Genomic DNA, 18,229 nt, shown 5'->3' with positions numbered 1-18,229 from the left:
GTTTCGATGCGGGCCAACGGCCGCCGTCTCACGGGGGCTTGACGGCGGTAAACCTGAAAAGCCACCACACGGATCGCAATGGGGGTTGCGCATCATGTGGTGTAAGGCACAGGCGCTTTCCAGGGAGAAAAGCGCCTGTGCCTACCGTTATAAAAGCAATCTGTGTGCCAACGTAATGCCTTGCAACGATTGGAAAGAAATGGGGCGCGTGGCTTATTGTTTATGGCGGCGCGTTGGCGATTCTGGCTGCGGTTATCAAGGGAAAGTGACTAAATTTTGCATGGGCTGCGCACTTTTTACCTGCCTGGGCTGTCTTTTGTTCCAGGAATGAGCGGGTACATGTCACGTCTGTAACGGAACATCCTTTTGGGTTCCCCTGTTCACGTTCATCTATGCAGCCGTGCGCGGCACGATCCGGGAGCGGCTGGGCCCCACAACCAGCCGACTGCGACCACGTGGCTGACAATGCGCTTGCAAACAAAAGTCCCGCTATTCTGGTGATGAAAATAATGCAGGCGCCAACAGGCGCGTCGAAAGGTAAAGGAAAGCAAGTATTCATGGAACAACGGGAAGAACAGCGCCACCGTGCCACCGGCATGTCGTCGCAACCTGAGGTGCAGGTGCATTCCGCTCCGGAGGGGTATGTCTGCGGCTATATTTTCGAACAGGGCCGGGCCACGGCAATGCAATGGCCGGAAACGCACATTTTGCCGGGTACCCCGGATAAGCCGGTATGGATGCATTTATCCGCGGCCGACGATGCCGTCAACGGGTGGTTGCAATGCCGAGAGGCCTTGCCGATGTCGGTCCGCGAGTTTCTCTGCGGGCGCGATCGCCGACCGCGAGTGCATGTAGGGAGCGCTTACTTTTTTGGTGTCATATCTGACTTTGAATTGGGCGGCGGCGCCGATATTGATAAGGGCACCAGTGCGCTTCGGTTCTATATCGATGGATCGCGATTGATCACTGTGCGTACGGTCCGGATGCAATCGACCGACAAGCTGCGTCATGCGGTGTTGGACGGTGATACGTTTCGCGATACCACCGAGCTGTTCGCAACGTTGATCCGAGGCCTGAATGAGACTTTTGCGGAAAAGGTCAATGACCTTGGCGACCGGCTGGATGATGTGGAGGAGGGGGTGCTCGATGGGCGTCATTCCGATCAGCGCGCCGGGTTGGGCGCCATTCGCCGGGATCTTGTGGAGTTGAAACGTTACGTCGATCCAGAGCGAACGGCGTTGGCGCAGTTGATCGCGCCGCGATTGGATTGGGCCGATCCGCGTTCCGCGGAAGCCTTGGTGCAGGCCGTGCAGACGATGAACAGCATCGGCGCATCACTGGAGGCGTTGTACGAGCGCGCCAAGCTCCTTCAGGACGAACTGGCGTCACTGCTGGCGGAGGACATCAATCGCAAGCTGTTGGCACTGGCCATCATGTCGGCACTGCTGTTACCCGCCTCACTGATCTCGGGCATCTTTGGGATGAACGTGGCCGGCCTGCCGGGCATTCATGAAAAGTATGCATTCTGGATCGTGACCTCGGCCATGGTGATCCTTGCCGGATTGACGATAGCGGTCCTGAAGCGTCTACGCCTCTGGTGACCCTGCGCCAACCATAGAAAAAGGCCCTTTCAGTTTCCTGAAAGGGCCTTTCTTGCTACTTATTCTTTGGCTCCTCGACCTGGGCTCGAACCAGGGACCTACGGATTAACAGTCCGGCGCTCTACCGACTGAGCTATCGAGGAACAGCAGAGAAGAAAGATTATAGAGACGACATCTTCTTCTGTCAAACTATTTCTGCAGCGTTATCGGCGTTCTTACGATAACTACGTGAAATGAACGGCTTCTCACGTGTAATGCTTCATCATCGGCCAGATACTTATCCGTTTCCGCGACAAGTGTCAGCCGCGCCGATAACGAAATCTGGACGTGCGAGATCACTTTCTCCTACGCCCGCGGCGAGTAAAAAAAAAGGATCTTGGCTGACCAGGGCAACAATATTATCGGCGTTCCAGACAAGGCGCAAGCAATTTTTAGCGCTCGAGCAAATCGAGTTTGCCTTCCTTGTCTTTCCAGTCGTCGGCGTCGGGCAGCGCTGCCTTGGTCTTGGTGATGCTTGGCCAGATGGCGGCCAGTTCGGCATTCAGTTGGACAAAAGCTTGCTGGTCGCCCGGCACGTCTTCTTCCGCATAAATGGCGTTGGCAGGGCACTCCGCCACGCAGACGGCGCAGTCGATGCACTCGTCCGGATCGATAGCGAGGAAATTCGGGCCTTCACGGAAGCAATCGACTGGACAGACGTCGACGCAATCGGTGTAGCGGCACTTGATGCAATTTTCGGTCACGACGTGCGTCATGTACTCACTCCTACGTCTTTGCGCCAAACGGCTGTATACGAAAGGCGTTATTGTAACCGAAGGCCACCGCCGCCGCGATGATCACTGAGCGGGTCGATCAGATAGATGTGTAATGTCGATATGACGCGACGTTGTCCGTATGGTCGGATATCCGCCTTGAGTACCGTACTTTGGGCTCCATTGGCGAATTTCGGGTACCATCGACGCCACGCCGCGAGGTAGGGCAAATTGACGCGGTGGCGCGGTTGCATCGCCGGGGCGCGCTGGTGGCCCGCTTTGCATCGTGCGGATAGCCGGAGCCCATTCCTGGCGTAACGCGACGTCCCATGCGTTCATATCCTTGGGAAGATGGCGGCTGAGACGAAACGTCCACGCGACATGTGGTCCATATAGTGCCTTCGATGATCATCACCTCGCTACTCGACACCGACCTCTATAAATTCACGATGATGCAAGTGGTGCTGCACCACTTTCCCGCCGCGGAGGTCGAATACCGTTTTCGTTGCCGTACCCCTGGCGTCATGCTGGCGCCGTATGTCGAGGAGATCCGGCAGGAGATCGATCACCTCTGCGCATTGCGTTTTACGCAGGCAGAGCAACAGTGGTTGCGCAAGCTGCGCTTTCTCAAAAGCGACTTCGTGGATTTCCTGGACTTGTTCCATTTGAACCAGAAGTACATTTCGGTGATGCCGTCGGGCGAGCATCACGGTGAAATCGAGATCACCATCAAGGGGCCGTGGCTGCACACGATCCTGTTCGAGATCCCCGTGCTGGCGATCGTCAACGAAGTCTATTTTCGCAATACGCAGCGCGTGCCGGACTATCGCGAAGGGCGCGACCGTCTCAAGAGCAAGATCGCGATGCTGGGTGCAAGCCCCGAATACGCCGAATGCAAGATTGCGGATTACGGCACGCGGCGGCGTTTTTCCAAGCGCTGGCATGAAGAAGTGTTGCTGTCGCTGAAGGATAACCTCGGGCCGCAATTTGCCGGCACCAGCAACGTCCTGTTCGCGATGCAGCATGATGTCCTCCCGCTCGGCACGATGGCGCACGAGTATCTGCAAGCGTGCCAGGGGCTTGGGCCACGTCTGCGCGACTCCCAAATCTATGGCTTCGAGATGTGGGCAAAGGAATACCGTGGCGATCTCGGGATTGCGCTGTCCGATGTGTACGGCATGACGTCCTTCCTCAAGGACTTCGACATGTACTTTTGCAAGCTATTCGACGGCGCGCGCCACGATTCCGGCGATCCGTTCGAGTGGGGCGAGCGCTTGTTGAAGCACTATGAAGACAATCGCGTGGACCCGCGTACGAAGATCATGGTGTTCAGCGATGCGCTGGATATCCCGAAGGTGTTGCAACTGTATGAACGCTTCCAGGGGCGTTGTCGCCTCGCGTTTGGCGTGGGCACGAACCTGACCAATGACCTCGGCTATACGCCTTTGCAGGTCGTGATCAAGATGGTCCGTTGCAACGGACAGCCGGTAGCGAAGCTGTCGGATTCGCCAGGCAAGAATATGTGCGACGACGAAGCGTATCTCACCTATTTGCGGCAGGTGTTTGGTATCAAACATTTGCCCAGTTGAGCGTGGCGGATGCGTCGTTGTCCGATTTCTCCGGGCGCGGCGCATCCGCGTTATGCCAAACGGCCAACGCGCGTCCGGGAAGGGTGATGCGCCGCTATAATTCCAAGGCTACTGTCCCCTTGGAATCCTATGCAAAGTCAAACAGTTATGCGGCGGCTGCCGGTCGGTCCGCAGGGTATGCAATGGTGCCCGGCAGGCGATATTTTGCCGCGTGGCATGGGACGCCTGAGTTTCCTACTCTTCTTCTTGATGGTACCCGGCATGGCGCACGCCGCATCGGCGGTGCCGTCGTTGGCCTTGATATGGGGGCTGCCGTTTGCGGGCCTGCTGCTGTCGATCGCCGTGTTCCCTTTGGTCGCGGGCGCGTTTTGGCATCACCACTTCGGCAAGGTTGCCGCTGCTTGGGCCGTGGTCTTCCTGTTGCCGTATGCCTGGCAGTATGGCGCAAGCAGCGCGATTGGCCTGGTCATCCACGCCATGGTGGCCGAATACCTGCCGTTCATCGCCTTGCTAGCGGCGTTATATACCGTCTCGGGCGGCATCTGCCTGCATGGGCGTCTGCCGGCGACGGCACTCAGCAATACCGGGTTTTTGCTGCTCGGTTCCGCATTGGCGAGCGTGATGGGCACGACCGGAGCCGCGATGCTGTTGATCCGACCGCTATTGCGCGCCAATGAAGGGCGGCGGCATCGTGTGCATCTTGTTGTGTTTTTCATCTTCCTGGTGGCGAACGCGGGCGGCTCGCTGACGCCGTTAGGTGATCCGCCGCTGTTCCTTGGCTTCCTCAAAGGTGTCAGTTTCTCGTGGACGACGCAGCATCTGCTGCTGCCGATGCTGTTCCTATGCGGGGTACTGTGCGTCGTCTTTTTCATGGTCGACCGTCATCTGCTACGTCGTGAGGCCGCGGAGGCCAATCGATTGACCGTGCCGGGCGCGGCGCGCCAGGCGGCGGTGCTTGACAGGGCATCGGGCGTGGACGGCATTGCAATAATGCCGCCACTGGATACCGCCATCGAGGTGCCCCCAGCTGGCGCGCGCGTCGCGGGCGCGGTGGACGCTGCCGCCGGACCGCTGCGAATCGATGGCAAGCGCAATTTCTTCTTGCTGTTTGCCATTATCGGTCTGGTGCTGATGAGTGGCTTCTGGCGACCCGGTATTACGTTTGATATCGCCGGCACCCCCCTGACGTTGCAGGACGCCGTACGTGATGTGCTGCTCGTGGTGGTTGTGGGGCTGTCGCTATGGATCACACCGGCGTCGGCGCGGCGGGGCAATCAATTTGACTGGGGGCCCATCGTCGAGGTTGGCAAATTATTCGCTGCCATTTTCGTCACGATCGCCCCGGTGATCGCGATGCTGTCGATGGGCGACGATGGGCCGTTTGCGAAAATGCTGGCGCTCGTCACCCATGCCAACGGCACCCCGCGCGACGCGGTGTATTTCTGGGCCACCGGCCTGTTATCCGGGTTCCTGGATAACGCACCGACTTATCTGGTGTTTTTCAATACGGCGGGCGGCGACGCGCGTCTGCTGATGACCGACTACGCCTCCACCTTGCTGGCGATCTCGGCGGGTTCCGTTTTCATGGGTGCGCTAAGCTATATCGGCAATGCACCGAACTTCATGGTCAAGGCGATCGCCGAGGAGCGGGGTGTGGCGATGCCCAGTTTCTTCGGATACATGCTATGGTCGGTGCCGATCTTGCTGCCGCTGTTCGTGGTGATGACCTGGCTCTTCTTCTGATGCCCCTGTGACGTCCGCATTTGTGCGTCACAGGCGTCAGGGCCAGCTTGTCGACGGCAGCGCGGAGCGGGACGGATCGGGCACACGACAGCCGGGCACCGGCGCGGGCTTGGCGAACGTGTCACCGGAGCCGCCAGAGAGAGGAAAGGCAGGATGACGATGATGGAAGTCGCCGTCGTATTGGTTGCGATGGCGTTGGTGACAATGACAGCGTTGGTCGTGGCAGGCGTGGTGATCGTACGCGGGCGCACGGGCGGCGACGCAGCCGATGGATACACGCGAGCCGCCTTCGACGAGCGCTTCGATGCGGTCGGAGACGCGTTGCACGGATCGAGCGAACTGTTGAAGCGCGAGCTTGAACGGGTCGAGCGCACATTGCGAGGTGATGCGGCGGAGACCGCGCGCATCGCGCGCACGGAATCGCACGGGGTACTGACACAGTTTCAACAAGCGGTGGCCGCACAATTAAGCAGCGTGGCCACTTTGCAGAACCAGAAAGTCGATGGTTTCGCGCACGACCTCGCGCAACTGACGCAAAGCAATGCGACGCAGTTGGAAGCCGTGCGCGCGACATTCGCCGATCAGGCGAGAATCGCCCGCGAAGAACAGACGGTGGGATTACGTCATGTCAGCGAGACGCTGGAGCGCCGTTTGCACGACCTGGCGATTGGCAACGATCTCCGGCTTGCGGAAATGCGTACGACGTTGGAGCGCAAGTTGCAAGATCTGGAGAAGGGCAATGCCGCAAAGCTCGAGGAGATGCGTCAGACCGTCGACGAGAAGCTGCATGCCACGCTGGAACATCGGTTGGGCGAATCATTCAAGCTGGTGTCGGATCGGTTGGAGCAGGTGCATCGTGGCTTGGGTGAGATGCAGTCGCTGGCGGCGGGTGTCGGCGATTTGAAGCGGGTGCTGACGAACGTCAAGACCCGCGGGACCTGGGGCGAAGTGCAACTGGGCGGCCTGCTGGAGCAGATGTTGACCGTGGAGCAGTTTGCCCGCAATGTGGCTACGGTCCCCGGCAGCAACGACCGGGTTGAGTTCGCGATACGCTTGCCGGGTCGCGCCGCGCTGGCCTCGGCTGAACGCCATACCCTGGTCGCGTCCGAACGCAGCCCTACCGATCGATCGGAGAGCGACGGCTCAGTCGTCTGGCTGCCGATCGACGCAAAATTTCCGCGTGAGGATTACGAACGGCTGGTTGAGGCACAGGACCGTGCCGATCCCGTTGCCGTCGAGGAGGCGGGGAAAGCCCTGGACGCGCGCGTTCGGACCGAAGCACGGCGCATTGCCGAGAAATACGTCGCACCACCGCATACGACCGACTTCGCGTTGCTGTTCCTGCCTACCGAGGGGCTGTATGCGGAAGTATTGCGGCGACCAGGGCTCAGCGATGCACTACAACGTGATTTCCGTATCACGATCACCGGGCCCACCACACTGACCGCGTTGTTGAACAGCTTGCAGATGGGGTTTCGAACGCTGGCTATCGAGCAGCGCTCCAGCGAGGTCTGGCAAGTGCTTGGCGCCGTGAAGACTGAGTTTACGAAGTTCGGTGGCGTACTGGCGAAGACGCGGGCGCAGTTGGAGACCGTGACGCGTTCGATCGATCTCGCGGAACAGCGTACACGGGTCATGCATCAGAAATTGCGTCAGGTGGAGGCACTACCCGGTGACGCGGCGGCGGCGGCGCTGGGCCCGTTGCCAAGTCTGGACATGCAGTACGCTCCAGCAGAGTCCGGCACGCCAAACCACGCGAATGCCGATACCGCCGATGCAGCCGCACCGTCCGTCAGCGGTGATCGTGCTGTAGACGAGGCGGGAGGCGCCGAGAAATAAACGACTACACGTCCTTTGGCGGATCGGACAACGTGATCTCGATACCGCCGAAGCGCGAGGCCACCCAGTTATAGGCGCGGCAGGCGATCCACAGCAACACGAAGCCAACGATGCCATTCAGGATCAAGGCACCGAACAACGCGCCGAATGCGCCACGGACATCCATTTCGCCGCCGTTGCGAACCAGGCCGAGTATCAACGCCAACAACACCAGCGGAACACTGAACGTCAGATAGGCGAACATCAACGCCTTCACGGTCTGGCCCGGCGCGATATAGGATATCTGCTTCTTGACCTCGGTGCCCGGTACCGAATGGGCGAACAGCATATGCGATAAATCGTGTCGATGATGGCCCTGGGCGCCTGCCACCGGCCCCATGGGTCCGGGCGTCGCCGCCGGCACGGCGGTGCCGCCGTCCGTTGTTGTCCCCGTGGCCCCGGTGTTCCCCGATGGCGTCCCCGTCTCTTCGACGAGTGGCGCCGATGCCCGCGCGGACTCCTTCGACGCATCGTCGGAGTGCGGAGTCGTTGTCATATCTCTCCCTCAAAGAAAACAATATCCACCCAGTCGCCCGTCTGCAGGTCAGCGCGCTCGTGCGGCAGGATGATAAAACAATTGCCCTTGCTCATCGAGCTCAGTACGCCCGATCCTTGCGCCCCGGTCAGGGTAACCTGCCATTCGTCATCCCCCGGCATGGCTGCCGGGGTGTCGTCGCTCGACGCATCGACGAAGGGCGCGAGCGTGTTGCCCCGGACCATGGACGTTTCGTGGCGGTGCGCGATCCCGCGGGCGAACTCCGTTCGGCCGGGCCGCTTTCGTATTGGCATCGTGACGCGGGCGCGCACGTGTGGTGGACGGCTAGGCGCGGCACCCATCGCGGCAAGCAACGCATCGCGGACGATGTGATGGAAGCTGGCCACGACCGCTACCGGATTACCCGGAAGACCAAAAAACGGGATCGCGGTATCGGTGTCGGCGTTCGACGGGCCGATCAGCAGGCCGAACGCGAAGGGACGCCCCGGTCGCATTGCAAGCTTCCAGAATACGATATCGCCGACCGACTTGAATACATCGCGTACAAAATCCGCATCACCGGCGGAGACGCCGCCGGAACTGATGACGGCGTCCGCACATTCGGCGGCGCGCGCCAAGGCTTGCGCGAGCGCGGCGGGATCGTCGCGCACGACACCCAGGTCGATAGGCTCGGCGCCGAGCCGTGTCAACATGCCATATAACGTGTATCGATTACTGTCATACAAGCCGCCCGGCGGTAACGCGTCTCCAACCGGATGGAGTTCGTCACCCGTGGAAAAAAAAGCGACGCGCAGCTTGGCACGGACCTGCACCGTGGCAATGCCCAGCGATGCGAGGATGCCGAGATCGGGGGCGCGCAATATACGGCCTGCTTCGAATACGACCTGGCCACATCGCACATCCTCGCCGATCAATCGACGGTTCGCGCCTTTGCGGAAGTCCGCCGTCGACAACATGACCTGGGGCAAGCCCGATGCCGCGGCCGGGGACTTGATTGCGTGGCCGGAGACCGCCAACGACGACATTGACTCCGACGTCGCCGGGGTGGCGTATTCGTGCGGGATCAGCGTGTCGGTGCCCGGCGGCATCGGTGCACCGGTCATGACACGGGCACATTCGCCAGGCGACACCGTCCGTGAGAGCGGATGGCCCGCATGGACGTTTCCTATGACCGTCAATGTCAGCGTCCCGGGTGTCGGCGTTGCTTCGAGCAGCGTCCCGTCGAACGCATAGCCGTCCATCGCGGCGTTATCGAACCGCGGTACGTCCATGGGCGCGAGGATGGGCGCGAAAAGCGTGCGGCCGAGGGCCTGCAACAGCGGTACCGTGTCGATCCGTGCCACCGGCCGCATCAGGTCGCGCAGCAGCACGCGCGCGGCATCGACGTGCAATGCATCGGCGTCTTCCGCGCTCAGGCAACTGGCGACATACGTCGCCAACGTACCGGACGCGCTGGCCTTCAGCGCGGCGATGGGGTCAGGGACGGGGAGAGCAGAAGGCACGTCGGATCGCAAGAAGGAGGCGAGGGAGGTAGCAGTTACGCAGCATGCATCGTGCCGCATGTTTATCCGGTACCGCGGCCGGCGGCGTCCAAGGCATCGCGCGTATTGATATTGTAAAACGCCGCGAAATCGGCAAAGTCGACGGTTCGCGCATTGTGGCGTGCGAGCCACGACATCATACGACGTTCGCCTTGATGCAGCCATGCCTCGCTGCTGTCGAGGATGCACCGGTCCATTAATGCGCATACCGGATGTACCCGCCGCATGCCCTCTTCGACCGTGGCCGCGACGGACAAGACCGCGTGTGCGCCAGGCGCGTGTCTCGCCGTGGACCGGTCGTCCATGCGTTCTCGCATCGGTATCGAGGTCGCGTCCGCGTCAAAAGCCGTACCCGCGGTGTCGACATCCGGGCGCATCAGCCCGTGGGATAGGCGCTCGACCAAGTCCTCCGGCAGTGCGGGAACATCGCATGGAACGCAGGCAAGGTAACGCGTCTTTGTTGCCCGCAGCGCCGCGACCACGCCCGCCAGAGGGCCGGGATAGTCAGGTAGTGCATCGGTCACGACCGGGGCCAGCGCCGCATAGCGCGTGATATGTCGGTTTGCGCTGATGATCAGTGATCCGACTTGCGGGGCGAGTCGGGCGCGGGCGTGCTCGACCAGCGGCTGTCCATTGAGCATCACCCAGCCCTTGTCGATGCCGCCCATCCGGCTGGCGCGTCCGCCACAGAGAATCACGCCGGTGATGTCGTCGCGTGGAATGGACAGCGTCGGACCCGCCATCGCTTATCCGCCGATGTAGGACATTTCGACGCGGCGAGCATCGGTGGGTCCGCCAGCGGACGGCGCATGTTGACCGCCACGCAATTCCGAGTAGCGATCGTCACGATCTTGCCAGAGGCCCGCCATCACGGCGGTCAACTGCGCATCATCCACCATGGTGTCGCGCAACAGTGCCCGCAGGTCGTGTCCGTGGGTGGCAAACAGGCAGTGGTAGAGCTTGCCCTCGGTGGAGAGTCTCGCGCGGGTGCAGTCGCCGCAGAAGGCATGCGTGACGCTGGAGATCACGCCAATCTCACCACCACCATCCACGTAGCGCCAGCGCTCTGCCGGCTCGGACGCATGATGCCGCCCAATCGGCATCAGGGGCAGGACGGCGCCGACCATGTCGATGATGTCGCGTGAGGCAACCGTATGCGCACGCTGCCAGCCATTGGTTTCGCCCACGTCCATGTATTCGATGAAACGCAGTATGGTGCCACTGCCGTGGAAATAGCGTGCCATCGGGATAATCTGTGCCTCATTGACGCCGCGCTTGACCACCATGTTCACTTTTAACGGCGCGAGACCCGCCTTGCGTGCGGCCTCGATACCGTCCAGCACGTCCGCCACTGGGAAATCGACGTCGTTCATCCCGCGGAACGTTGCATCGTCCAGCGCGTCCAGGCTCACGGTGATCCGGTTCAAGCCCGCATCGGCCAGACTGCGCGCCTTGCGGCGCAGTAACGCGCCATTGGTCGTCATCGCCAATTCAAGGGCGCGACCATCGGGCGTGCGAATGGCTGCAAGCTTTTCGATCAGACGCTCGATGTGCTTGCGCAGCAGCGGTTCACCGCCAGTCAGCCGGATCTTGCGCACGCCCAACGCTGCCCCGGCGCGTGCGATTCGCTCGATTTCCTCGAAACGCAATAACGAATGCTGCGGCAGGAAAGCAAAATTCTTGTCAAACGTGGCTTTCGGCATGCAGTAGACACAGCGGAAGTTGCAGCGATCGGTGACCGAGATTCGTAAATCGCGCATGGGCCGATCCCGGCGGTCCCGTGCACCCTGTTGTGCGATGGCGACCGACAACGGCACGGCGCGGTCCAGCAGCGCCGTAGACGATGCCTTCGTTGTATCGCCGGCGTGTCGCGAAGGCGATTCGCCAGAGGAAATCGGTTGGATCGGAATAACCTTCTGCACTGTCTGTCTCGGCTGTCTGACGCCCGGCTAGCATACGTACTGCAATCATTCATTCTACGGTAAGCATTTCCGCAGCGGGTTTCGACGGTTTGCACGGGAAACTGTATATGACGAAAAGCCCGATACAGCAGGGCGCTGTATCGGGCTTTTTAGACCGCTGCCTACGTCGCGATCCTAGGCGGATCCGCCGACGTGGTGGCGCGCGTACGCGCCGTCAGGGGTTGTCATTTATCAACTGAATGGATCTCACTCGCTCACGGTCCCGCGGGTTTCAACTTGCACCAGCGGTTCGGTGGAAACCGGCGCCTGCGGCTTGCGCAGACGTGGAGGGTGTACGACTGGCGCCACACTCGCCGCCGCGTCCGCGGCTGCACGCCACTTGTCCGCATCAGTATTGACCCAGGTCAGACCGGCCTCGGCCAACATCGGCGCGAAGTGCTGCGGATCGATGCTGACCGGCGTTGCCGTGCGCGCGCCGTGCGCAACCGTGTCCGGCAGCGCGGTGGCCGCGCCAGCCGGTTGCGGCGCAAGGGCCTCGACTGGCACCGGGGACGTCGGGGCGGGGTCTGCCACCACCGCTGCGGTCTCGGCGCGGATGATGGCCTCGGCCGGTGTTACCGGCAATGGTGCCGCTGCGGGCTCCGATGCGGCATCGGACGATTGCACGTCCCGCGACGGTGCCGAGACGATCGGGACAGCGTGCGACGGCGCAACGATATCGACGACCGGTGGCGTCGGCGTCGGCGCGTCGGCGTGTTGCGTGGCAGGCGTTGCCACGGTGTACGCCGACGTGTCAGGGATAAGCTGTGCCACGGGCGTCTGGGGTGTCGCAAGCGCCTCACCAACCGCCGCGGAGGCCGGGTTCTCGGTTTCGGCAGCGTGCGCTGACGCCGTGACCGGTGCCGCTGTCTCCACCGGCGTCGCACGGGTCGATGCTGCATGCGTCTGAACCGGTGACGTCGGCACCAGATGGCCGTCGCCCTCCGCGACATCGGCCGCGTGATTGACGTTCACGGGTACACCGTCTTCGGAGCCGGCTTGACCGCTCTGGCCATCCCGCTCGGCCTGATCTTCTTCCCGCTCACGGCGCCCGCCACGTCTGCCACGGCGACGACGGCGACGCTCTTCACCATCGCGTGCGCCGTCGGTACGTTCGCCTTGCACTGCTTGGGGATCGCCCGAGACGGATGTCGGATCAAGCAAGCCGTCAGCCGCGATGGCCACCGCACCCAATGCTTCCACCGGTTCGGCCACGACATTTGGCGTACGGGACGCAATAGCCGGGTCGTGCGCGGTATGCGCCGCCACGCCTGGTTGCGTGAGTGCCTCGACGGTTGCTTCGGCGCCTGATTCGGCGCGTTCCGCCGCCACCGCATCGGACGACCGGCGTTCGCGACGTTCCCCGCGTTCGCCACGCCCCGATGCCGAACGTTCGCCGCGTTCCGGACGTTCGGTCTTCTCGGCGCGCTCGCCTTGTTCGCCACGCTCCTGGCGTTCACGGCGCGGCCGTTCCGCTGGCGCACCTTGGGTAGCCATGCGTTGTTCGCGACTTTCCCGGCCGTCCCGATTGTCACGACCTTCGCGGGCTTCACGCCCTTCACGCCCTTCACGCGGTTCCCGGTTTTCCTTGGTGTCGGCCGCGACCACGTTGCCGTTCGGCGCGGCGCCCGCCGTGCGCTCATCGCGGCGGCCGTTCCGCGGCTTCTGGCCGTCGCGAGCGACGCCATTGGCCCCGTTTGCCGACGCACGGTCGCCGCGCTCGGTGCGCTCGCCGTTACGGGCCGTGACGCGCTCGGCGCCGTCGGCGCGATTGTTGCCGCGCGCACCGCGCTCGCCGCGCGCGCTACGGTCGCCCCTTGCATTGGCACCCGCCGCCGATACCGGCTTGCTCGCCGATGTGGACGAGCGCGAGGCATCGGTCGCCGCGGTCGAACCGGGTGCGGTGCCGTCGGCACCGGCCGAGGTGCCCAAGCCGAGCACGCGCTTGATCCAGCCGAAGAAACCGGCTTCGGCCGGGGCTTGCTTGGACGTGGCCGATGTCGGCGCACTTGCCTGAGTCGATTGTTCGAGGCTTTCGCGACGCGTCGAAATCGGTGCCGGCTGGTCCGGCGTGATGCCCTTGACGGCGGCTTCCTGGCGTGGCTTGGTTTCCGCCGTGCGGCGGCTGACCGTGCTTTCTGCTTCCAGCGCCTGTGCGGCTTCCATCGCCATCTTGTAGCTGCTGCGGGGTTCGTCGAGTCGCGCGTCGTCATGACGAAGGCGCTCCAGCTTATAGTGCGGCGTATCCAGATGCTTGTTCGGGATCATCAGCACGGCAACCTTGAACCGCGACTCGATCTTGTGGATTTCCGAGCGCTTCTCGTTCAGCAGAAAAGCCGCCACGTCCACTGGTACTTCGGTGTGGATCGCGGCGGTGTTTTCCTTCATCGCCTCTTCCTGGATGATGCGCAGGACTTGCAGTGCCGATGACTCCGTATCACGGATGTGGCCGGTGCCGTTGCAACGCGGGCAGGTCACATGGCTGCCTTCGGACAAGGCTGGACGCAGCCGCTGACGCGACAGTTCCATCAGGCCGAAACGCGAAATCTTGCCCATCTGCACCCGCGCGCGATCGTGGCGCAGTGCATCCTTCAGGCGTTGCTCGACTTCACGCTGGCTCTTCGACGACTCCATGTCGATGAAGTCGATCACGATCAGCCCGCCAAGGTCGCGCAGGCGCAGTTGCCGGGCAACTTCGTCGGCGGCTTCCAGGTTCGTGCGGGTCGCGGTTTCCTCGATGTCCGCTCCCTTGGTGGCGCGGGCCGAGTTGACATCGATCGAGACAAGGGCCTCGGTATGGTCGATGACGATCGCGCCGCCGGACGGCAGCGTTACCGTGCGCGAGTACGCGGTTTCGATCTGATGTTCGATCTGGAACCGGGAAAACAACGGCACATCGTCGTGATAGCGCTTGACCTTGCCCATGCTGCCGGGCATGACCACGCTCATGAAGGCACGGGCCTGTTCCTCGATTTCCTGCGTATCGATCAGGATTTCGCCGATATCCGGCTGGAAGTAGTCGCGTATCGCACGAATCACCAGGCTGGACTCGAGATAGATCAGCAACGGTGCCTTCATGCTTTCGGCGGCACCTTCCACGGCGCGCCACAGTTGCAGCAGGTAGTTCAGGTCCCACTGCAATTCCTCGGCGCTGCGACCGATGCCTGCCGTGCGCGCGATCATGCTCATGCCTTCCGGGCAGACCAGTTGCGCCATAGTCTCCCGCAATTCCTGCCGGTCGTCGCCCTCGATGCGACGCGACACGCCGCCGCCGCGCGGGTTGTTCGGCATGAGCACCAGGTAGCGCCCGGCCAGCGAGATGAATGTCGTCAGCGCCGCGCCCTTGTTGCCGCGTTCTTCTTTCTCGACCTGGACGATCAGCTCCTGTCCCTCACGCAATGCGTCCTGGATACGCGCGGTGCGCATATCCACGCCTTCCCGGAAGTACTGACGGGCCACTTCCTTGAAGGGCAGGAAACCATGGCGGTCCTCGCCGTAGTTCACGAAGCAGGCTTCTAGAGACGGCTCGACGCGGGTAATGACACCCTTGTAGATATTCCCCTTGCGTTGTTCGCGACCAGCGGTCTCGATGTCGATGTCGATCAGTTTCTGGCCATCGACGATCGCGACGCGCAGTTCTTCCTGCTGCGTCGCATTAAACAACATGCGTTTCATAAACGACTCCAGTGCGGCACTGCGGGCTGGTGTCCGAATAACGGACAGCCGCGTGCCGCGCTTTTTAAACTGCAATACACGCGGGAGTCGAAGCGATGGCGGAGAATGGCGCCGGCGCCGGGGACGGTGCCCCGGACAGGCCCGGTGCAGTCCGCCGGAGGAGGCGGTGCACGCGGGGCCTGCCACGGCCGAAGCGCACGTGAAGTGGGAACCGTACCGGTGTCGTGGGCCGCTGCGCCGCGGTGTCTTGCGAACGCGCGGCATGCGCCGACAACGGCCGCCGATGGGCGACGCGATGCCGGGTGCGGCTGTACACGGTCAAGATGCACGGGCCGCGCGCGATGAAACCGGCGCGGCGGCGCGGAAGGGGAAGCCGTCGCGTGCCACCACGTCATTTCGCGGCGGAACGGACTGCCGCACATTGTCACGCGGACACTGGGTGGCTGACCACCTCGCGTCATGCGGTACACAGATGCGGCTGCCCTGATCCGGGCAGGCGTCGCCGGCGGCCACCGCGTACAGGGCGGGCGTTCCGGCGCCGCAAGGGCGAAGAGGAGCGAGCGGAAGCAGGGGCGCCGTCGTGACGTTCGCGGCCGCATGGCGACCTGTCCGGGAGCGCTTCCCCCTTTACCGCATGGCGTCCGACCCGAAGATTCGGGGCCGGTGCTTTCGCTCGATCGACCTGGTGGGCCGCTCTCCGCTAGCGCATTCGTGTACCGTTGCGTACTTCGTGTACAACGGCAACACCTTCCATTGCAACTTGTTCGCCGGCGGCGATGCGCTCGAAGAGGCGCGTCGGCCACCGGTCCCAATCACTTCACAACCGGCCAGCGTGCCGTCATTGATCGCCGAAGTCGGGGCGAGACGTCACGCTGGCCGGGAAAATTCTTTCATGCCACAACCCAACGCCCATCGGCGCGAGACGATGACCGAACCTGCCTGTGGGCAAAGTCCTTGCCGGTCTCTTGCGACGTGCGTGCTACGTGTTACCCGGTATTGACGGGTGGGTAACCCCCCGTGGTGCGGTAAAATGCCGATTGGTCGCACCAGGGCAAGTCCGGTCAGGGATGTATGCCGGACAGACGCCGTCTGGGTCGGGAAAGACCTCGGGCCGTGAGATAGTACCTCTATTCCACGCAGCGTCTGCACCGTCAGGTCTCCGCAGACGCGACTTGCTGGGCAAATTATAGGCAGAATGAAAGAGTTAGGCAAAATGTCCCGGCAACAGGCTTTCGCGGATCGTGTCGCGATGATTGAAATCGACGACGAGGATGCGGGCCAGCGCATCGATAATTTCTTGCTGCGCGTCTGTAAAGGCGTGCCGAAGAGCCACGTTTATCGCATTTTGCGTTCCGGCGAGGTCAGGGTAAACAAGGGACGCATTGACGCAACATATCGTCTGGTCTGTGGCGATATCGTGCGCGTGCCTCCCGTGCGCACGGCCACGAACGGCGGGCAGGACGGAGTCGACGCGACACTGCGTAATGCGTACGTCCCCCCTGCGCAGTTTCCTATCCTGTTCGAGGACCCGCACCTGCTCGTCATTGATAAACCGGCCGGCGTGGCAGTGCACGGCGGCAGTGGCGTCAGTCACGGTGTGATCGAGCAACTGCGCGCGGCGCGGCCCGATGCCCGCTTCCTCGAGCTGGTACACCGGCTGGACCGGGAAACGTCGGGCATTCTGATGCTGGCCAAGAAGCGGGCCGCGTTGACGCATCTGCACGCGCAATTGCGCGAGAATCAGACCGACAAGCGTTATCTGGCATGCGTCCGCGCTCCCGAAGGCGGCTGGCGCGATATGAAGCGCGTGGTGAAGGCCCCCCTGCACAAATACGTGAATGCCGAGGGCGAACGCCGTGTCAGCGTGGATCCAGAGGGGCAGGCCGCGCATACCGTTTTCACGCTGATGGAGCGCTTCCGGGGTCCTGACACCCGGACGGGCGACGCTGATGTACGCCTGCCGGCGATAGCGGGCGCCCCAGACGGTTTCGTGCTGGTGGAGGCGCAGTTGAAAACCGGACGGACGCACCAGATTCGCGTGCATCTGGCGCATCTGGACGCGCCCATCGCCGGCGACGACAAATACGGGGATTTTGCGTTGAACAAGGCATTGGCACGGGCGAATGCCACCCCGGGCCTCAAGCGTATGTTTTTGCATGCGGCAAAATTGCGCATTACTCATCCGGCCAGCGGCGAAATGCTCCAGTTGGAGGCGGCGTTGCCCGCCGAATGCCAACGATTTCTGGTCCAATTACGGGCTGCAGACTGATTTTTATTTATACGCCGATGGCCAGAGACCGATACGATCTACTTGTGTTCGACTGGGATGGAACGCTCAGCGATTCGACCGCCCATATCGCGCATTGTCTGCAATCCGCCTGCCGTGACCTGCGTCTGCCGGTGCCGGGCGGCGATGCCGCGCGTTATGTGATCGGCCTCGGGCTGCGCGATGCGCTGGAAACGGTCGCACCGACGCTCGACCCGTCCGACTATCCTCGTCTTGTCGAACGATACAAATATCACTTCGTCACTGGTGAGCCGCATCTGGCCTTGTTCCCCGGTGCGCGTGACATGCTCGAAGGTTTACGCGAAGCAGGCTATTTCATTGCTGTGGCAACAGGAAAAAGTCGTGTCGGCTTGACGCGCGCTTTGGCGCAGACGCGGCTGGCGACGTTATTTGACGCCACGCGCTGTGCCGACGAGACGTTTTCTAAGCCGCATCCGGCGATGCTGCAGGAATTGATGCGCGAGTTGGGACAGGATGTGGATCGTACCGTCATGATCGGCGATACCACGCATGACCTGCAAATGGCGATCAATGCCGGCGTGGCCGGTATCGGTGTGACCTATGGGGCGCATCGGCCGGAGCCGTTGCGGGCGCTTGCGCCGGTTTTCTGCGCCGATTCGGTCACGCAACTGCACGAATGGCTGGCGTCGAACGGATGAGGGCTTGCCACGCTTGTCACGCATACACGATGTAATCGAGCAGGAAT

11 protein-coding genes, 1 tRNA gene and 1 pseudogene are annotated in these 18,229 nt (G+C 62.2%); 6 read left to right on the top strand and 7 right to left on the bottom strand.

What is annotated here, in order from left to right:
- The first annotated feature begins 557 nt into the window (after nucleotides 1-557).
- Nucleotides 558-1,601: a CorA family divalent cation transporter gene (locus tag SJQ66_RS25645; protein WP_051504123.1), complete on the top strand. Its 1,044-nt coding sequence runs from the start codon at nucleotides 558-560 to the stop codon at nucleotides 1,599-1,601.
- Nucleotides 1,602-1,668: 67 nt separating this feature from the next.
- Here the strand turns inward: SJQ66_RS25645 and SJQ66_RS25640 are convergent.
- A tRNA-Asn gene (locus SJQ66_RS25640) sits at nucleotides 1,669-1,744 on the bottom strand.
- 288 nt (nucleotides 1,745-2,032) lie between these two features.
- Nucleotides 2,033-2,356: a ferredoxin FdxA gene (fdxA, locus tag SJQ66_RS25635; protein WP_024901520.1), complete on the bottom strand. Its 324-nt coding sequence runs from the start codon at nucleotides 2,354-2,356 to the stop codon at nucleotides 2,033-2,035.
- A 401-nt stretch (nucleotides 2,357-2,757) separates the two neighbouring features.
- Here fdxA and pncB point away from each other — a divergent pair, with 401 nt between their 5' ends.
- The 3 genes and pseudogenes from pncB to rmuC all read left to right on the top strand — a co-directional run.
- Entirely contained in the window at nucleotides 2,758-3,942 is a 1,185-nt protein-coding gene (gene pncB, locus SJQ66_RS25630; RefSeq protein WP_024901518.1) for a nicotinate phosphoribosyltransferase, read from the top strand.
- 216 nt (nucleotides 3,943-4,158) lie between these two features.
- The gene (locus SJQ66_RS25625) at nucleotides 4,159-5,685 is read left to right on the top strand and encodes a sodium:proton antiporter (protein ID WP_024901517.1); all 1,527 of its coding nucleotides are present in this window, start codon (nucleotides 4,159-4,161) and stop codon (nucleotides 5,683-5,685) included.
- 153 nt (nucleotides 5,686-5,838) lie between these two features.
- Nucleotides 5,839-7,383: pseudogene (gene rmuC, locus SJQ66_RS25620) on the top strand (DNA recombination protein RmuC); the annotation flags it as partial.
- Nucleotides 7,384-7,528: 145 nt separating this feature from the next.
- Here the strand turns inward: rmuC and SJQ66_RS25615 are convergent.
- The 5 genes from SJQ66_RS25615 to SJQ66_RS25595 all read right to left on the bottom strand — a co-directional run bounded on the left by SJQ66_RS25615 (nucleotide 7,529) and on the right by SJQ66_RS25595 (nucleotide 15,236).
- Nucleotides 7,529-7,852 (bottom strand): hypothetical protein, encoded by a 324-nt coding sequence (locus SJQ66_RS25615; RefSeq protein ID WP_036006867.1) that lies wholly within the window; start codon nucleotides 7,850-7,852, stop codon nucleotides 7,529-7,531.
- Between the two features lie 203 nt (nucleotides 7,853-8,055).
- Nucleotides 8,056-9,561, bottom strand: coding sequence for a molybdopterin molybdotransferase MoeA (locus tag SJQ66_RS25610; protein ID WP_320534704.1), 1,506 nt, complete (start codon nucleotides 9,559-9,561; stop codon nucleotides 8,056-8,058).
- A 62-nt stretch (nucleotides 9,562-9,623) separates the two neighbouring features.
- A complete protein-coding gene (mobA, locus tag SJQ66_RS25605; RefSeq protein WP_051504115.1) occupies nucleotides 9,624-10,343 on the bottom strand; it encodes a molybdenum cofactor guanylyltransferase in 720 nt (239 codons plus the stop codon).
- A 3-nt stretch (nucleotides 10,344-10,346) separates the two neighbouring features.
- The gene (gene moaA / locus SJQ66_RS25600; protein WP_036006861.1) at nucleotides 10,347-11,432 is read right to left on the bottom strand and encodes a GTP 3',8-cyclase MoaA; all 1,086 of its coding nucleotides are present in this window, start codon (nucleotides 11,430-11,432) and stop codon (nucleotides 10,347-10,349) included.
- Nucleotides 11,433-11,768: 336 nt separating this feature from the next.
- Nucleotides 11,769-15,236 carry an Rne/Rng family ribonuclease gene (locus tag SJQ66_RS25595; protein WP_320534703.1) on the bottom strand — a complete coding sequence of 1,156 codons (3,468 nt, stop codon included), beginning with the start codon at nucleotides 15,234-15,236 and terminating at the stop codon, nucleotides 11,769-11,771.
- A gap of 1,195 nt (nucleotides 15,237-16,431) precedes the next feature.
- Here SJQ66_RS25595 and SJQ66_RS25590 point away from each other — a divergent pair.
- Together SJQ66_RS25590 and SJQ66_RS25585 are read left to right on the top strand one after the other, a co-directional pair.
- On the top strand, nucleotides 16,432-17,505 hold the full coding sequence (locus SJQ66_RS25590; protein ID WP_046152641.1) for a pseudouridine synthase: 1,074 nt from the start codon (nucleotides 16,432-16,434) through the stop codon (nucleotides 17,503-17,505).
- Nucleotides 17,506-17,522: 17 nt separating this feature from the next.
- The gene (locus SJQ66_RS25585) at nucleotides 17,523-18,182 is read left to right on the top strand and encodes an HAD-IA family hydrolase (RefSeq protein WP_046152640.1); all 660 of its coding nucleotides are present in this window, start codon (nucleotides 17,523-17,525) and stop codon (nucleotides 18,180-18,182) included.
- Nucleotides 18,183-18,229: the final 47 nt, after the last annotated feature.

This window comes from Robbsia andropogonis (assembly GCF_034047095.1).
In the GTDB taxonomy this organism is placed as follows: domain Bacteria; phylum Pseudomonadota; class Gammaproteobacteria; order Burkholderiales; family Burkholderiaceae; genus Robbsia; species Robbsia andropogonis.
The sequence above is the reverse complement of the archived record's forward strand: the minus strand, read 5'-3'. Positions and strand labels throughout refer to the sequence as shown.